The organism is Actinomadura rugatobispora (assembly GCF_042656285.1).
GTDB lineage: Bacteria > Actinomycetota > Actinomycetes > Streptosporangiales > Streptosporangiaceae > Spirillospora > Spirillospora rugatobispora.
This window is the reverse complement of record NZ_JBHSON010000004.1, coordinates 86,891-102,918: the sequence shown is the minus strand read 5'-3', so window position 1 is coordinate 102,918 and position 16,028 is coordinate 86,891. Positions and strand designations below refer to the sequence as shown.

The following is a 16,028-nucleotide window of genomic DNA, read 5'->3' as shown; positions in this document are numbered from 1 at the left end:
CGTCCCAAGCCCTATCGGTGTGGAGCTTCCCTGATGTCCAAACCGCTGGCTGCGCCGCCCGATGTGCTGCTCTGCGAACTGCGTCGTGGACCGTCCCGCGACCAGCGGCTGCGGCGGGCTGGAGCGTTCGGGCTCGCGGGCGGCGCCGGCCGCCGCGGTGCTCGGGTTCTTTGTGATCACGCTGGACGCGGTGATCGTGAACGTGGCCCTGCCCTCGATCACCCGGGACCTGGGCGGCGGAATCACCGGGCTGCAGTGGGTGGTGGACGGCTACACGCTGCTGTTCGCCGCGCTGCTGCTGTGGGCGGGCTCGCTGTCGGGCCGCCGATCATCCACCTTGGAGAGACACCGTGAAGGGGAACACCATGACCAACTGGACCAACGACGACCTGAACCGGATCGCGCCGTGACGCCGCGACGCCGCGACGGCACCCACCGCGCACCCACCACCATCTGGGTGGTCCGCGACGGCGACGACCTGTTCGTTCGGTCCTGGCGGGGCAGCCGCGGCGCCTGGTTCACCGACGCACGCTTCACCCATGGCGGCCATGTCCCCGCGGGCGGCGTGAGCCGGGACGTCACCTTCACCGAGGAGGACGACCCGGCGGTCTACGACCGCGTCGACAACGCGTACCGCACCAAGTACGGCCGCCACAGCGGCTACGTCGAGCCGATGGTCGCCGACACAGCCCGCACCACCATCCTCAGACTCCTGCGCCGCTGACGGCGCTGCCCGCTACCCGCGCATCACCGATTGGAAGAGAGCACCATGACCGCCATGGCCATCATCGGAGCAAGCCCCGTTGGGCGCCTCCGTCGCGCGTCGCTCCGGCCGCGAGGCCTGAACCTCGCTCGCCGCCGACCTTGGCATCGAACAGATCAACGCGCGGGTTCGCGGCCGACGTCCGAGATCTGGCGGTACGGGTCGTGGACGTCGGAACACGACTTGAGCGGTCCAGCTCAGGCCCTGGACTCGATCGTTTCCGACACGGCCGGCTTCGGCGCCGCCCGAGGGCGTTCAGAGTGCTGGGGCGATTGCTGCTCCCCCACGTGCCGGTGTTCAGGCGGCGCATCATGGTTTCAACGGGCCCCGGCGGCGCTGGATGAGGGTAAAACGACCGCGATGTCCCCGAGACCGCTGGTACCGATCAGGCGTTGATCATCACCAGATCGAGCGTGTGGAGGTGCTCGGAGTTCGCGATCAGTTTGATCTCGGTGATTCTGCCGGCGAAGGTCGTGAACGCGAAGGCCACGCGTGGTCGGCCGGCCTGAGTCCACACTGCGCCGGGGACCCCGTCGATCAGTGCTAGGCGTGCGTGGAGGGCGCGGCCGGAGAGGGTGTCGGCGACCGCCGAGGCGCCATGGGCAAGCCCAGAGGAGCCCAGACCGATGGCGGCGTTGTCGGCGCGGAGTACGGCGTCTGGGTGCAGCAGATCGAGCAACGCGTTGAAGTCGCCGCGTCGTGAAGCGGAGAGAAAAGCACGGACGATCTCCCGTTGCCGGGCCATGTCGGTGCCGGGGGACGGTGCCGCGACCTGGATGCGGCGTCGGGCTCGGCTGGCGAGTTTTCGGGCCGTGGCGGGCGTCCGGCCGACGATGGGAGCGATCTCCTCGAACGGCACGGCGAAGACGTCGTGCAGCACGAAGGCCAGGCGCTCGTTGGGAGCCAGCGTGTCCAGCACCACCAGTAGTGCGAGGCCCACCGAGTCGGACAAGATCGCATGGTGCTCGGGATCGATGTCTGTGTCGTCCGTTGCGTTGGGCTGGTTGAAACAGGGCCACGTCCAATGGATCCTCGCCCCGGGCGGTGCGTGAGCGCAGCATGGTCAGCGCCACATGGGCGACGATGGTGGTGAGCCACCCGCGCAGGTTCTCCACCTCGCTGGTGTAGGACCGGTTGAACCTGAGCCAGGCTTCCTGGACGGCATCGTCGGCCTCGGCCGCGGAGCCGAGGATCTGGTAGGCCACCGCACGCAGACGCCCGCGATGCTCCTCGAACCGGTCGGTCAGAAAATCGTGCTCGTTCATCGGTCACATTCCTCCGTCGCAGCCAGTCAATGTCTATGACTCGCGAAACGTCGCGGGTGTGACCTGTTCCCATCGGAGGAAGCATGTCCGCACGTATCCCGTCTTGGCTGCGCACAGCCTTCTACTGGGTCCTGGCCGCAGAATTCGCCGTCGGCTTCGTCACCAAGTTCTGGCCCGGCCCGACGTTCTTCGGCCCGGCGTACTCGGTGAAGTTCGTTGAGTGGGGGTTTCCCGCCTGGTTCAGATTCGTCGCCGGCGCCATCGAACTGATCTGTGCGATCTTGCTGGTCATCCCATCCAAACGGTTCAGATTCATCGGTGCCGCGGGGCTGGTCTTCCTCCTCACCGCCGCGGTCACCACGCACCTCATCGATGACGCGGCCCTGTACGAAGAGGTCTCGGCCCCCGTCCACCTGGTGATCATGACCATGGTCGCCCTGGCGAACTGGCCGGCCAGCTGGAAAGACCTCATACGCCCGCAGGGGGACAGCAGCGCCGCGCCGACACGCGCACGGGGCATGGAGCACAGCACCCGATGATTCGCGCCGTCGATTCCATCTACCCGCGCAGTCGCAGCATCGTGTACTGCGCCGCCACCGCGATCAACGCGGCCGAGTCGTTCGCGGGCGGCTTGGGGACCTCCCGCGGATCGACTACGTCCGCGATGTCCTGGAACAGCAGCTGAGCTACCCGCCCTATGCCGCTGCCGTCCTGGGCCTTTGGAAGCCCTGCGCGGTGGTGCTGGTCCTGCGACGCCTTCCCCGATTCAAGGGATGGGTCTACCGCCGTGGCCGACGTCCCGCTGGCCGCGTTGAGCGGCCTGCCCATGGCCTTGGCCAAAGGCGGGACTGCACCAGGTGGGCGGCTATGCGGGCGGGTTCGGCTACGCGGCGCTCATCGCCCTGCTCGCGGTCCACGCGGCCGACCGGCAAGGCCCGTTGATCAAACGAACGGGACCGCTCCCAAGGAGGGCGATGAGCCCCTTGCCGCTGCGGCCTTGCCACGCACCGCCAAGGCGGTCCGCCCAGGAAATGGTGTGCGAGGCATTCCCTCTGGCCCTCACCCACCTGTTCGACTTCGAGCACCCGACAGCGAACCGCGACCTCCTCGACCCGCGGACCGGAGCCGTCGCCCGAGAGAACCCGGCCGGCCGGCCGCCGCCCACGCGCTTTGGCCGCACTGAAGCCCGAGGCCACCCGCACCGACCGTGAGTGGCTTGGGCCTGAGTCTCGCGGATCTCCGGGAGCCCACCTGGGTGTCATCATCGGTGTTGGCTCGTTGTTGGCTCGTTGTTGGCTCGGCGGGATCGGTACGGGACGGCACGCGGCGATACGGCCTGGCACCGGAATTGGGCCAGGTGCGGACAGAACGGCACTGCCCGGCCTTCAAGATCCGGATTGATACGGTCCCAGCGGGCGTTTGATCCGTAGGTTGTGGGTTCGAGTCCCACGCGAACCACCCACCGTGACCAGCTCAGACGCGAGAACACCTCGCTGTGCCCCGCCCGTTTCTTTCCCATGTTGGCTCGCGGGGCCGAGCCGGGACGATCACGGTTTCTGGGGCACCCTTTCCATCCACTCAAACCGGACATCTGGCCGGGTGGGTCGGTGGCCCGGGTGACCGGGCCGCCGTTGGAGGTTCACTGGTCGGTGAGTGCGGGTGGTGCCGGTTCGTCGCGTTCGGGGGCGAGTGGGGTTTTGCGGCCAGGCCGACCAGGAAGGCAGCGGTGAACTCGGCCGGTAGGTGCGAGGTGAACGTTGCCTCCCACACCACCTCGTTCAACTCGCCATGGATGTAGGCGCGGATCACCATAGCGGCTCCCCTCTCGGCCAGTGGCTGATGGCGGGGGCGAACCTGTCGCCTTCGGGCATGGAGGCAACGATCACGCGGCGGTCGGGCGCGAATGCGAACACGTTGCTGGTCGTTCTGAGCGCGGCATCGCCTACGTGGTCGGCGTCCGCGGTGACACCGCGCTGTTGCCGGCCGGTGCCCGGCGCACCGCCTCTGCCCGCCGGGGACGGAGGGTGGGACGGCCGCCGGTGCCGCGTTACCGGCGGCCGCGGTGCTCGGCCCGGGACAAGGCGCTCCGGGCGCCGCAGCTTGCGCACCCTCGTCTGGCGGGACGGGGCCAAGGCGAACTGCGCTCGCGGTTTGTCGCGTTGCGGGTCCGCCAGGGCCGGTCGCTCGATCCGCGAGGACTGCAAAGGGCAGGTGCTGCCAGTGTGCTGGCTGCTGGCCGAGAGTCCGCCGGGCCAGGACGAACCGGCCAAGTACTGGCTGTCGACACTGCCCACCGACACGGCGCTGCCCAAACTGGTGCGCCTGGCCGAGATCCGCTGGCGCGTCGAGCACGACTACCGCGAACTCAAACCGCTCTCGGGCTGCCCCATTTCGAAGGGCGCACCTGGATCGGCCTGCACCACATCGCCCTGGTCGCCGCCGCGCACGCCTTCTGCACACTGGAGCGGCTCCCGCCCTCATCCGGCGACCACCTACCAGGTCGTGGCCGACCTGCAAGCCCTACTAGCCGCCCAGGCCTGAACACCCCGGCTCCACCTCCCCGGCGCGACCGGCCGTTGCTAAGGGATCGGTATTCAGCGTTAGGTCCTGGTGAGAGCCCGTTCCTCCAGGACGTGCGGGGAAGCCGGGAGTAGGCACCGCGCTATGGCCAGTTCCGGGACCAGGTCGCCGAGGTGCAGGCAGCGCGCCCGACGTGGAACTGGACCGGGCCCGACGATCGGTGACCCTCCACCTGATCCGCCCCCTGCCCATCAAACGAGGACAAAGACACGCCGAGGCCGCTCTCCGAGACATACTCGCCCGGGCCGACCAATGGCACGTCTCGGTCCGCCGGCGCACGCCGATGTCCCGCTCGCGGAGCTCGTGGATCGGGTTGAGGCACTCAGGGATGTTGCGGCCCAGCCGGTCGAGGGATGTCGCCGGGGCGCGAGCGTAGGCGAGCAGGGCGGGCAGGCTCTCCGCCTCGATGAAGACCGGGGTCTGCGGTCGCCGAGGGTGGTGCCGGCGCGCCCTGAGTGGTCAGTGGCCCGGCTGTGTCAATGACCGGTGTCGGTCTGTGGTGGGTGTGGCTTGGTGGCCGGTCCCACGGGTCGCTCCAGGCGACATGCGTCCCCGCAGCCTCGCCCTGGGGTGGGGCGAAATACCTAATTGACCATGCTCGGTGATTGGGCGGTTATTTCGGATAGGCGTACCGGGGCAGATGGGAAGTGATCCAGTTTTCGCGTCGCGTCGGCTTGCCGACATTGTTTTGGGTGGAATCGGTCGTGGTTCACCGACATGGTGGCCGGATTGCTTCGGTGGTGGGACGGCCGACCGCCCCTACCCGGGCATGTAAGTGGTTTTTGGGCTTGGGTTTTTCGGTCTGTTGTTGTGGTGCTCTTGAGGGCGGGTTGCCCTTTCGGGTGGGCGGAGGGGACGGTGTGTGGGTCCGGTCCGCCGGGGGCCGGGGGACACAGCAAGGGGGCTGGTCATCGTGGGGTTCATGCGGATCAAGAATACGGGGTACAACTCGGCGCTGGTGCTGCCGACCGGGGCGTGGAAGGCGATGTTCCTGCGCGGCGATCAGATGGCGCAGACCAGCGTGACGGGCCTGGAGCACAACGGGGCGATCGGTGCCGCGACCATTCACAGCGGGAAGCTGAACGGCATTCCCGAGCCGTACAAGAGCGCTTGCGAGGGCGCGCTGATGCTGCCGATGACCGGGGGGTCCTGGCAGATGTTGCTGTTCAAGGGCGACCGGGTGTGCTGGTACCACTGGGACACCAAGGTCCGCAGCGAGCAACCGGTCACCGATCTCAAGCACGCCCCGAACGCCCCGGCCTGGGGCACGCTGCTTCCCGCCAATTACCGCGAGGGCGTGGACGCGCTGCTGATGGATTCGACGGTCGAGTCGACGTCGTGGACAACCTACGTGTTCAAGAACGACCGGGTCGCCACCATCGACTGGGTCAAGGGCTGCACCCGGGAGTGCCGGATCTACGACGGCGCGCAGCCCACCGCGGGCTGGGCGAAACTGCCGGCCGAGTGGCTGCGGGACTACGATCACGTACTGCCGTTGCCGAGCGTGTCGGGCGCCAAGCGCAGCCTGCTGATCAAGGGCGGCAACGGGTGCGTGTTCAACTGGAACACCGGCGCGGAGAAGACCGGCGCGCTCACCTCGCTGATGACCGAACTGGCCGCGCTGCCCGCGCCCTACACCACGCAGTACAAGCCGATCGTGGGCCGGTTCACCTCGGCCCCGCCCCACCCGGTCACCGTGCGCGTCGATCTGGACGGCCTCGGTGCGACGCGGCAGTTCAGCGGCGACTTCTACGCCACCAACGGCGCGACGCAGAACTTCCACTCCTCCTTCCGCGTCAGCGCACCGGTGATCGCCGCCTCGGCCACCGAGGTGACCGCCTCCGGCAACACACAATGGAAACCGCCGATCGGCAACGGCACCAGCACCGGCACCGCCAAGATCACCATTCCCCGGGTGACGGAGACCTCCCCCAACCCCAACCTGCGGGTGGAGTTCCGCTACGACGACGGCAACACCGGCGTCTACGACCTGCCCTACGAGTCGGCGTACCTGCGCACCGTCGACGTGGAGATCGACGCGATGGCCGGGCGGGCCGCGCTGGCCTCCTACAACACCGCCGACGATGCGGTGGCGGGCCCGCCCGACTACGTCGACCGGCGGCTGACCATCGCCTCCGCCCTCGGCGAGGCGGGCATCGAGATGCGCACCGCGGGCACGGTCAACGAGGTCGGCACCGCCGATTCCGGCGCCGACCTGAAGTGGTCGGACTCCGAACTGCACACCGCGATGGTCAACAACTTCTCCGGCCACGCCGAGACCGAGCAGTGGAAGCTGTGGACGTTCGTGGCCAGCCTGCACGTCAACGGAAGCACGGGCGTCATGTTCGATGTCTCCGAGGGGAAGCAGCGGCAGGGCATGGCCGTCTTCTACGACCAGATCCGCGACCAGGCGGGCTATTTCCAACTCGGCCTGTACGTGCATGAGCTCGGCCACTGCTTCAACCTGCAGCACTCGTGGCAGAAGAACGTCTCCGGGGCCCCGCTCGGCCCCAGAGACGGCCGTGGCGACCTGTCATGGATGAACTACTGGAACCTGTACATCGCCGAGGACGGCAGTAGCGGCTGGGACGTCTACTGGAGCCGGTTCCCGTTCACTTTCACCGCCAACGAGCTCGCCCACCTGCGGCACGCCTTCCGCTACGACATCATTCCCGGCGGGGCCAACTGGGCAGCGCAGGGCAGCGCCGCCTACAACACCCAGGACGCCGCGCTGGCCGCGATGGACGCCCCGATCGTCGACGATTCCGGCTTGGCCCTCACCCTGTCGGCCCGGCCGTTCGCCTATGGCGAGCCGGTCACCGTCGAGATCAAACTCGCCCGCGACGGCCGTGATGTCACCGTGCACCGCGACCTGTCGCCCAAGAGCGAATACCTCGCCATCGCCATCACCTCCCCCTCCGGCGCCACCCGGCTGTTCCGGCCGCTGGCCCGCGAGTGCAAGGGGCACGGCGACGACACCCTGACCACGCTGACCGCCGACCAGCCCGCCCTGTATGACTCGGCCTACCTGGGATCGGGCGCCGACGGCCAGTACTTCACCGACCCCGGCCTCTACACCGTCCGCGCCCTCTACATCGCGCCCGACGGCTCCCGCGTGGTCTCGCCCGACCTGACCATCCGGATCCGGCTGCCGCGTACCGGCGACGACCAGGACGCCGGCGAACTGCTCATGGGCGACCAGGCCGGGACCCTGATGGCCCTGCTGGGGTCGGACTCAGCCGCCCTGCAGGCGGGCAACGACGCCCTGGCCGAACTGTCGGACCGCTTCCCCGGCCACCCCCTGGCCGTCTACTCCCGCCTCGCCCAGGGAGCCAACGCCGGCCGCCACTACCAGCACCTCCGCGACGGCCAGATCCACGTTCGGCAACCCGCCACCAAGGACGCCATCACCCAGCTGACCGCCGCCGTCGACGCCTCCACCGGTCCTGGCGGGCTCAACGGCATCACCCTCAACGCCGCCATGCGCCGCCTGGCCACCGTCCACGCCAAGGCCGGCGACCAGACCGCCGCCGACGCCACCCTCGACCGCATGGTCGACCACTTCCGCGCCCGGCACCTCCCCGCACACATCCTGGCCACCATCCAAGACCAGGCCGACACCACCCGCCGACAGATCATTCCCAGCGGCCAGAAGCGCCCCCGCAAGGGCGGCAAGCCCACCTGACCGGCCAAACCGTGCGCCCACCGCCCAACAGGCGGTGGGCGCACGCCCCTCAGGCCCGGCGCGCCACATGACCAAACCCCGGCCGGTCCACCACCGGAGTCGACCCGGCCCACCGTCGATGCCAGGTCAACGACGCCAAGGTCCCGCATCGCCATGCGCTGGCGCTCGACACCTGGCTAGGTGGTTGCAACAAGGCGCCGAGCAGAACGCTGCCGAGCACGAGAGGCAAAGGCGCATGGCGGTGCCTATGGTGATCGGTCCCCGCGCGAACGCGGTGGATGGTGATCCGGCCGGCCAGCCGGGCCCCGGCTGCGCTTCCGGCGGCCAGGAAACGGCTGATCAGGCCCCAATCCTGGGAGCCGCTCAGATCCTGCTGGGCATACACCGGGCCGACATGAACGCGCCCTGCACGAAGGCCTCCGACAGCGTCAGGGCCCACAGCCACCGGCGCCGCCAGGACGCCTCCCAGCCCTGCGGTGCCGGCGAGGGCAGTGGTGGTCGGCCCGGGGCGGGCACGTGGCAGCCGGGTGAACCAGATCGCCGCGTCCCAGGCTTGACCGACCAGCGGCCGGAGTGTGCGCGACGTGCGGTAACGGCAAGCACGAGTCCGATGACCGACTGGCAGCGGCCCGCATCGAATGCCACCCGGGACCCCGCAGCAGGTCGTGGCGTCACCCTGCAGCCTGACCGGCCGCCACTTCGCCAAGACCATGGGCGTGCGCCCCTTGACCGGCCACTGAACTCGAAAGTGCGTGCTGTCGCTGTTCGCGGGGTGTCGCGCCCTTACGCAGGGAGCAGTACGAACTTGCCTCCCGGGTGCCCCGACTTGCTGACCTTGAGCGCGGCCGCCGCCTCGCCTAGGGGGTACGTCCGCTGGATCCGGACTCGCAGCCGCCCCGCATCGATGAGGGCGAGGATGCCCCTGAGCGCTGGGGCCCGCCGACTTCCGGTTCGGTCATGTGGATTTGGATACCGCTCCCGGCCGCGTTGAAGGCCACGAGAGAGAGGAGACGTTCCGGGCCGCCGGCGAGTTCGATCGAGTCCGGGATCTCACCGAGGCCGGAGGCATCGATGACCGCTGCTCGATTCCTGGTTCTTTCGTCTGGGGGGTGGGTCAGCCCGACGGTGCCTGACCGCAGGGCCCCGCGTGGTCGCAGTACGGCTGAAGGCGGCTCTGCCCGCAGCCACACAGAATGACCCTGGTCTCCGTGCGTGGGCCTTCCGCCGTGTCCACGGTCAACTCGCCGTGCACGATCAACTGCCCGAGGGAACTGCGCGTGATCTGCGTGGGCCGGTCCGGGGTCTCCGCCCCGCCGTGCACGAGTTCGTATTGCAGCGCACCCGAGGGACAGCGCCGCACCACTTCGGCCAGGCGCTCGGCCTCGGCGCCGTCCGGCCGGATCCACGGGCGCTCGCCCGGGTCGAAGACCTCTGGCAGGCCGTGGACGCATTCGGCGGCGTGCAAGCAGCGCCTGGCCTCGAATGTCACGGTGATCGACTGACCCTCGTATGCCTTCTTCTCGGTTCTCCTGCTCATATCTGCCTCCGTCGCCGCCATGCCCGGCTGTTCAGTCGCTGACCTTGCTGCGGGACTGATACAGCAGGTCCTGGTACTCAGGGTGCCGGGCGATCCACCCCGCGATGAACGGGCAGGTGGCCAGCACCCGCAGGTTCGCGGTGCGCGCCTCGTCGAGGGCGGTGCGAGCCAGTGCCGCCCCGACCCCCTTGCCCTCGTACTCCGGCGAGACCTCGGTATGCACGAACGCGATGAGTTCCGTCGTGCGGATGTACTCCGCGACGCCCGCGACCTTGGACTCTCCCTCGACCCGGGCCTCGTACCGCTTGGCTTCGGGAACGTCACTCACTTCAACTGCCACGTGTCCTCCATGTGCCTTCCGCGTGGACCTTGCTCCACGCTGAGTCAATCCAGTTGGATGCATCAACTTGTCTACCCTGCGAGTGCGGCAACATCCGCTCACCGCAATTTCAGCGCCCCACGTTGAAGTGAGCGTTCACGGGAATCTGGTACACCAGAGCGTTCTTGAGAAGATGGGCAACATCCTAGTCCTGAGCGATTTTCCGGAAGGTTGTGGTCAGCCGCCTTCATTCCGCAGCGAAAGCTTTCGCCTAGGGGAAGACGAGCTCTCCGGAAGACGCTTCCGGTGGGGACGCGACGATCTGCCTCGTCCCGTTCTGGAATTGACCGACCTCTTGACCGGAAACTCCCTGGAACTGACCTGCAGGACACGCGGCTCCGACCACTCGCCCTTGGCCCCGAGCCGGACGTCGCCCATGACGGTTCCTTCCGTGCGTACGCCGAGAGACTCGCGTCGTCGAAGCCACCCGTCGCTTCGACGGCCTGGGTGACCACATGCATCTGGGCATAGGCGAGTGGCGCCATGTGGTGCCCCAGGAGGTCGACACCGGGTTCACCGGTAATAGGTGTTCAGCAGTGCCCAGTACTCGTAGTTCACGAAACCGTTGAGTAACGGGCCGAGCGTCGTCTTCACCGCTGTGTTCTGTGGGCCGATCATGGCACCGCCGACCATCTTCGGCCGGAAGGGATGAGAACGGATGGTACCTGCCAGGTTGATCGAGTCGGCCAGGTAGGAACACGGAAACAACAGATCGCTGCCGCTTTCGGGGACCGCGTCGATGGCGGGCGTAAAATCCTCGGTCGACAGCGGATATATGGCCTGGTGGACCACCTTGATGCCGTACTTCTCGGAATTCGTCTTGGCGCATTGAATTGGATTGCGCGAGAACTCGGCGTCGGCGGACGCGAGCGCCACGGTTTCCGGTCGGGGCTTCTGCTCCGCGGCGAGAGCGAAGAACCCCTCGGTGAGTGCGGCATTCGGGTCCGGCCCGGTGGGGATCATGGCGAAGTAGTTCGGATAGAGAAGCGCGTTGTTGGCTCCCGCTCCACCATCAGCGGCATCGCCGGCAGCAGGGTGTTGGTGCCGTATCCGCCGATGACGAGATCCACTTTGTCCTCGTCGGTCAGCCGCTCGTAGATCCCGGGAACAAGGTCGGCGTTCCCCTGGTCGTCGTAGCGGACGAACTCGACAGGACGGCCGAGCAGTCCGCCTCGGCCGTTGACGTCCTCGCGCCAGATTTCATGGGCGAGACGGGCCGACCGGCTGTTGTCCGCGAGGGAGCCGGTCAGCGAGAGGCAGTACCCGATACGGATGGGAGCCGGGGCGGTCGTCATGTCAGGCGCCGCCTCCGGTGCGCCCTGCGGCGAGGAGCTGCGTCTCCCAGGCGAAGGCCACGCCGGTGGCACCGGTGTGCTGCAGAATGACCTCGGTGGCGGCCGGAATGGTCTTCTCGCGGGCCCAGTCGCGCTGCCACTCGCTCATCACGGCCAGCCAGGTGATCGGAACCACGCCCGCCTGGATCATGCGCCGTACGGCCATGTCGTGCGCCTCCTTCGAGACACCGCCCGAGGCGTCGGTGACGGCGAAGACCTCGAAGCCCTCGCCCGCGGCCTGTATGGCCGGCATCGCCACGCAGATCTCCGTCCAGAGGCCGGCGATGATCAGCTTCTTGCGTCCGGTCGCCTTGACGGCATCCACGACGCGCTGATCCTCCCAGGTGTTGATGAAGGTCCTGTCGATCGGCTTCTGCTCCGGGAACACATCCTGCAGACCCTGGAGGAGGAGGCCGCCGCGCTCCTCCAGAACGGTCGTCAGAATGGTCGGGACGTCGAACACCTTGGCGCCCTTGGCGAGTCCGATGACGTTGTTGACGACCATCGTCGGTTCGTGGCTGTTCAGGTTGGCGAACTGGAACGGCTGGTGGTCGATCAGTACGAGAACGCTCTCCTCGGGCGTCAGCAGCGCGTCGAGTCCAGCCTTGTTCTCGGTGCTCATGGGATTCCCTTTCTAGCGCTTTGCGTCCACGGGCCTCAGGCGGTGCATCGAAATCTCGATGCCTGCGGCGAGCCGAATCCGATGCTTGCGGCGTCCCGGACGTTCTGAGCATTGATTCACAATCGGCCACGCCTGCCGGATGGAAGAGCTGTCAACAATCTCGTTGAACGCAACGTCTCGCTGGCCGACCTCGGAGCAGACAGCCGCCTGGGACAGCTTCATTCGCATGCAGGAGAAGCTCATCGGACCGAGTCCAGGCTGACTCCGGAATGTCCGCCTCCGACTACATCGTGGTGGCCGAACTCACCGAAATCGACGGCGGGCGGATGCGCTTCATGGGCCTGACGAAGTCCCACCAGGTCGGGCGGATGACGAAGCGCGGACTGGTGACCAAGGAAGAATGTCCCGACGACGGACGCGGAGCGTTCATCGTCGCCACCTCGGCCGGCTGCAAGGCGATCGAAGACGCCGCGCCCATGCACGTCGAACACGTCCGCCGACTGTTCATCGACGCCCTCACCCATGAAGAACTCGGCACGCTCGCCCGGATCTCGAACCGCGTCCTCGCACATATGGAGAAGCAGCCCGCCTGACCGATCGAACAGCAGGCCGCCTCCTCCTCGGCCCTGGTCTGTGGGCGCTACGGACACGCGTGCGGCCAGTCCGCAGGGGCGCGGCGTGGATGCTGCCCGCCGGCAGCGACCGTCCGAGGTCCTGATGGGCCGCTTCGCCGCCTCGGTTCGCCCCCGCCGAGCCGAGGCGGCACGCCAAGGAGTCGGCCCTCGGCCTGCTCGCGAACCCGCCCCGGGAGAAATGCCGGCCCGCGACGAGACCCAGCGCCCGTTCACCGCGCGCGTCGTCCGTCCCATGCACCGGCTTCGCTGGTCGCGGTGGCGACGACGTCACCAGGCCGGGGCCCGGACCGTCCACTACCGTCGACAGACCACCCGGCCGGCATGAACCGCAGGGAGAACGCCGACATCCCCATGGCCCCGAGGCCGATGCGCGAGCCCTCGAGCCCGCCCGGCAGCGTGCTCCTCATCATGTCGATCTCCTCCCTCGCCGCCGGCCATCGTCGGCGACCGGTGTCTCAGCCCTCGACGATGAAGCGGAGCAGCGGCCTGTTCACCTCGTCCGCGTGCGTCCACAGGAGCCCGTGCGGAGCACCGGGGATCTCGACGTACTCCGCCTCGGGAAGCAGATCCCGGAACGGTCGGGCGGTCGCGTCGATCGGCAGGATCCGGTCCGCGGTCCCGTGCAGGATGAACGCCGGCTTCCCGCTCTCGCGGACGGCTTCCACGTCGCGGCGGAAGTCCTCGATCCAGGACGGCACGACGGCGTACGCGGCGACCGGCGCCGACTTCGCGGCGGTGTTCCAGTTGGCGGTCACGACGTGCTGGCTGATGCGCGAACCGAGCGTCTCGTCGAGGTTGTAGAAGTTCTCGTAGAACTGCGTGAACCACGCGAAGCGGTCGTCCTGCGCGGCCTTCGCGATGCCGTCGAAGACGTCCTGGGGCAATCCGGTCGGGTTGTCGTCGGTCTTGACGAGGAACGGCTCGAGCGAAGCGAGGAAAGCGAGCTTCGCGATGCGCTCGTGGCCGTGGCGGCTGACGTAGCGGGCAAGCTCTCCCGTTCCCATCGAGAAGCCGACGAGGATGACATCACGCAGGTCGAGGGTTCTCAGCAGGACGTTGAGGTCATCGGCGTAGGTGTCGTAGTCGTAACCGCTTCCCACCTTCGTCGAATCCCCGAAGCCTCGGCGATCGTAGGTGATGACCCGGTAGCCGGCGTCAATGATGTCCCGCTCCTGGCGCTCCCAACTCGCCCCGTCCAGGGGATAGCCGTGGATCAGGACGACGGGCTGGCCGCTGCCGCGGTCGGTGTACGCGATCTCGATGGGGGCACTGTTCTCTGTGCCGACGGTGACGGTTGCCATGTCCTGGTCCTTGGTCTCGGTGCGCAATGACGGTCGAACTGCGTCAGGTGTGGAAGGGGGCCCTTCCGGCAAGCGGTAGTCGGGGCCGGGCCGTTCCAGGCGGAGTGGTACTCGGTCTGGCTGGTGTCTCCAGCCGGCCGCTCCCTCCATAGCTGCCGTTGCTGGTCTTCTTCTCGAGGACGTGCCGGGTGGTGTAGTCGATTCCCTTATCGGGATGTGGGCCAAAGGCCGCTTCAGCGTGGCCGAACCTACGTCGGCCGCCCGCGCTTGCGAATCGGTCGCCGTATCGGTCGCGGGCTTGTACTGCAACGGCACGTGGTCCGGATGGGGCCGCTCGGGAGAATCAGCTCAGCGGTGTGCCGGATGGTGCAGTGGGCAGTAGCCGGGCGGGCAGTCGCGGCGCGGATGGATCGAGGCAGGCTGACCTTCGCCGGACGGCTCGGTTCTTCGTACGCCCACGCGCAGCGGCGGTGGAAGTCTTGCTGGTGGCCTCCGGTGAGGCATGGTCGGCGGCCCGGCGGCAACGGGCCGGAGGAGCCGTCTAGCTTCGCGGGGCCTTGGAGGGGTCGTCGCCAGCCCAGGCCACGTGGCCGTCGGGGCGGATGAGCGCGGCCGCCGGCCATCCTTCGTGAGGTGTGGTCGTCAGGTCCAGGAGCACATGGCGACCCGGGTGGAGCAGGGTGAACAGTTCGTCCGGCAGCCGCAGATTGGGTGCCCGCCTCCCGATCAGCGGATGCGCACCCGGAGGGCGGTCATAGGCGACCGCGAGTCCCGACAAGCGTTCCGCCAGCTCCCTGGACAACTCGGGCACGGTGGCGATGAGGCGGCTGAGCAGCGCCCGCAGGTCCTGTCCTTCGGGGGTGAACGCCGTCATGAGCGCGGTCTGCGCCCGCGTGCTGACCAGCAGGTCGGCGCCGACGGGGTGGCGTTCGGCACGGTAGGTGTCCAGGAGGTCGTCCTTTGCGGCCCCGGTGATGGTCGCGGCCAGCTTCCAGCCGAGGTTGGTGGCGTCCTGGACACCCACGTTGAGGCCGACGCCGCCGGTCGGGAAGTGCATGTGCGCGGCGTCCCCGGCGAGGAAGACCCGGCCGGCCCGGTAGCGCTCGGCCTGGCGGGTGGCGTTGCCGAAGCGGGACAGCCATCGCGGGTCGCCCATGCCGTGGTCGGTGCCGGCGATGCGGGTGACCTTGGCGCGCAGTTCGTCGAGGGTGAGCTCGCCCGGCCGGTCGGACCGGACACCGGCGGGGTCGCTGCCGACGATCCGGTGGACGCCGCCCGGAAGTGGAGCGATCATCAGGCCGCCGTGCGGGCCGGACAGGTTGGCGATGCCCGCCGGGGGCCGGTCGAGCACGACGTCGCCGAGCCAGCCCCACACGGTGGTGCCGGTGCCGGGGAAGCCGATGCCCGCCGCCTGGCGGACGGCACTGGCCGTTCCGCCGCAGCCCACGACGTAGGAGGCCGTCAGCGTGTACGGCCCGGCCGGGCCTTCTGCGGTCACCGTCACCGCGTCGGAGTCCTGGGCGAGGCCGGTGACACGGTGGCCGCGCCGTACCGCGGCGCCCGCGGCGAGCGCGTGCTCCTCCAGCAGCTCCTCCGTGCGGGCCTGCGGTAGCGCCAGCGTGAAGGGGAACGGCGTGTCCAGCACGCTGAAGTCCATGCGGTCGTCCAGCCCGCCGAAGTGGCCGCTGGGGATGCGCGGGCCCTCGGCCAGGAATCGGTCCACGATGCCGCGGAAGGCCAGGATCTCCAGCGTGCGGGGATGGATGGTGAGCGCCTTGGAATGCGGATCGCGCTCCTGCCGGGCCTCCAGCACCATGACCTGCACGCCGCCCAGCCGCAGCTCGGCGGCCAGCCACAGTCCCACCGGGCCCGCTCCGACCACGATGACCTGGTCCATGAAACCCTCCTCTTGGTCAGTGACCAACAA

At 68.4% G+C, this 16,028-nt stretch carries 14 protein-coding genes and 2 pseudogenes; 6 read left to right on the top strand and 10 right to left on the bottom strand.

Going from position 1 to position 16,028, the window contains the following annotated elements; all coding sequences use genetic code 11:
- The first annotated feature begins 85 nt into the window (after positions 1 to 85).
- A complete protein-coding gene (locus ACFPZN_RS03720) occupies positions 86 to 724 on the top strand; it encodes a DUF2255 family protein (RefSeq protein ID WP_378280131.1) in 639 nt (212 codons plus the stop codon).
- Positions 725 to 1,148: 424 nt separating this feature from the next.
- Here ACFPZN_RS03720 and ACFPZN_RS03715 read toward each other — a convergent pair whose 3' ends face one another.
- Both ACFPZN_RS03715 and ACFPZN_RS03710 read right to left on the bottom strand, forming a co-directional pair.
- Positions 1,149 to 1,715 carry a sigma factor-like helix-turn-helix DNA-binding protein gene (locus ACFPZN_RS03715; RefSeq protein ID WP_378280129.1) on the bottom strand — a complete coding sequence of 189 codons (567 nt, stop codon included), beginning with the start codon at positions 1,713 to 1,715 and terminating at the stop codon, positions 1,149 to 1,151.
- A gap of 151 nt (positions 1,716 to 1,866) precedes the next feature.
- A pseudogene (locus tag ACFPZN_RS03710) lies at positions 1,867 to 2,028 on the bottom strand (sigma factor); the annotation flags it as partial.
- Positions 2,029 to 2,111: 83 nt separating this feature from the next.
- Between ACFPZN_RS03710 and ACFPZN_RS03705 the strand changes: the two are divergent.
- From ACFPZN_RS03705 to ACFPZN_RS03690, 4 genes are all read left to right on the top strand, one after another.
- Positions 2,112 to 2,567, top strand: a complete 456-nt coding sequence (locus ACFPZN_RS03705) for a DoxX family protein (protein ID WP_378280127.1) — start codon at positions 2,112 to 2,114, stop codon at positions 2,565 to 2,567.
- The gene (locus tag ACFPZN_RS03700) at positions 2,564 to 2,713 is read left to right on the top strand and encodes a hypothetical protein (RefSeq protein ID WP_378280125.1); all 150 of its coding nucleotides are present in this window, start codon (positions 2,564 to 2,566) and stop codon (positions 2,711 to 2,713) included. The genes ACFPZN_RS03705 and ACFPZN_RS03700 overlap by 4 nt, the downstream gene beginning before the upstream one ends.
- Before the next feature lie 1,535 nt (positions 2,714 to 4,248).
- Positions 4,249 to 4,569 carry a hypothetical protein gene (locus tag ACFPZN_RS03695; RefSeq protein ID WP_378280123.1) on the top strand — a complete coding sequence of 107 codons (321 nt, stop codon included), beginning with the start codon at positions 4,249 to 4,251 and terminating at the stop codon, positions 4,567 to 4,569.
- A 961-nt stretch (positions 4,570 to 5,530) separates the two neighbouring features.
- Entirely contained in the window at positions 5,531 to 8,293 is a 2,763-nt protein-coding gene (locus tag ACFPZN_RS03690) for a hypothetical protein (protein ID WP_378280121.1), read from the top strand.
- Positions 8,294 to 9,076: 783 nt separating this feature from the next.
- On the opposite strand, the pseudogene ACFPZN_RS03685 reads toward ACFPZN_RS03690, so the two are convergent.
- The 6 genes and pseudogenes from ACFPZN_RS03685 to ACFPZN_RS03660 form a co-directional block, all read right to left on the bottom strand.
- Positions 9,077 to 9,238 (bottom strand): annotated as a pseudogene (locus ACFPZN_RS03685) (zinc-binding dehydrogenase); the annotation flags it as partial.
- 169 nt (positions 9,239 to 9,407) lie between these two features.
- Complete coding sequence (locus tag ACFPZN_RS03680; RefSeq protein ID WP_378280119.1) at positions 9,408 to 9,830, bottom strand: (4Fe-4S)-binding protein; 423 nt, start codon at positions 9,828 to 9,830, stop codon at positions 9,408 to 9,410.
- A 31-nt stretch (positions 9,831 to 9,861) separates the two neighbouring features.
- Positions 9,862 to 10,170 carry a GNAT family N-acetyltransferase gene (locus tag ACFPZN_RS03675; RefSeq protein ID WP_378280117.1) on the bottom strand — a complete coding sequence of 103 codons (309 nt, stop codon included), beginning with the start codon at positions 10,168 to 10,170 and terminating at the stop codon, positions 9,862 to 9,864.
- 552 nt (positions 10,171 to 10,722) lie between these two features.
- Entirely contained in the window at positions 10,723 to 11,172 is a 450-nt protein-coding gene (locus ACFPZN_RS03670; protein ID WP_378280115.1) for an ABC transporter substrate-binding protein, read from the bottom strand.
- Positions 11,169 to 11,504 carry an ABC transporter substrate-binding protein gene (locus ACFPZN_RS03665; RefSeq protein ID WP_378280113.1) on the bottom strand — a complete coding sequence of 112 codons (336 nt, stop codon included), beginning with the start codon at positions 11,502 to 11,504 and terminating at the stop codon, positions 11,169 to 11,171. The genes ACFPZN_RS03670 and ACFPZN_RS03665 overlap by 4 nt, the downstream gene beginning before the upstream one ends.
- 1 nt (position 11,505) lies before the next feature.
- On the bottom strand, positions 11,506 to 12,165 hold the full coding sequence (locus ACFPZN_RS03660; protein WP_378280111.1) for a hydrolase: 660 nt from the start codon (positions 12,163 to 12,165) through the stop codon (positions 11,506 to 11,508).
- Between the two features lie 269 nt (positions 12,166 to 12,434).
- On the opposite strand from ACFPZN_RS03660, the gene ACFPZN_RS03655 reads away from it, so the two are divergent.
- Entirely contained in the window at positions 12,435 to 12,758 is a 324-nt protein-coding gene (locus ACFPZN_RS03655) for a MarR family winged helix-turn-helix transcriptional regulator (protein ID WP_378280109.1), read from the top strand.
- Between the two features lie 497 nt (positions 12,759 to 13,255).
- On the opposite strand, the gene ACFPZN_RS03650 is transcribed toward ACFPZN_RS03655, so the two are convergent.
- Positions 13,256 to 14,101, bottom strand: a complete 846-nt coding sequence (locus ACFPZN_RS03650; protein ID WP_378280107.1) for an alpha/beta fold hydrolase — start codon at positions 14,099 to 14,101, stop codon at positions 13,256 to 13,258.
- Positions 14,102 to 14,642: 541 nt separating this feature from the next.
- Entirely contained in the window at positions 14,643 to 15,998 is a 1,356-nt protein-coding gene (locus tag ACFPZN_RS03645; RefSeq protein WP_378280105.1) for an FAD-dependent monooxygenase, read from the bottom strand.
- Positions 15,999 to 16,028: the final 30 nt, after the last annotated feature.